Genomic DNA, 331 nt, shown 5'->3' with positions numbered 1-331 from the left:
CCTTGCCGCAGGCGGAATTCACTTCCGCCGAGGAAGAGAAGAAGTGGGGTTCCCCGGAAACGGCGGAGCCGTTTTTGGGGCGGGCTACGACGAGCCCAACTATTTCAGCTATGTGTTCAAGAAGCGGTTCGGCGTGTCACCGTCGCAATTTCGCAAGTAGCCCACCTTTTGGCACCGCCGGAGGCGGGACGCAGGTCATCCGCGCCCAAGCGTTTTGCTCTCCGGGCAAAACCTTGCCGCAGGCGGAATTCACTTCCGCCGAGGAAGAGAAGAAGTGGGGTTCCCCGGAAACGGCGGAGCCGTTTTTGGGGCGGGCTACGACGAGCCCAAC

At 61.6% G+C, this 331-nt stretch carries 1 protein-coding gene; it reads left to right on the top strand.

Annotation, left to right across the window (positions count from 1 at the left end; translation table 11 throughout):
* Positions 1–43 precede the first annotated feature (43 nt).
* The gene (locus tag ACTNBK_RS17230) at positions 44–160 is read left to right on the top strand and encodes an AraC family transcriptional regulator (RefSeq protein WP_441146049.1); all 117 of its coding nucleotides are present in this window, start codon (positions 44–46) and stop codon (positions 158–160) included.
* Positions 161–331 lie beyond the last annotated feature (171 nt).

The organism is Intestinimonas sp. HCP28S3_D6, from assembly GCF_052065695.1.
In the GTDB taxonomy this organism is placed as follows: Bacteria; Bacillota; Clostridia; order Oscillospirales; family Oscillospiraceae; genus Intestinimonas.
Note: the sequence above shows the minus strand (reverse complement) of the source record. Positions and strands in the feature narration are given on the sequence as shown.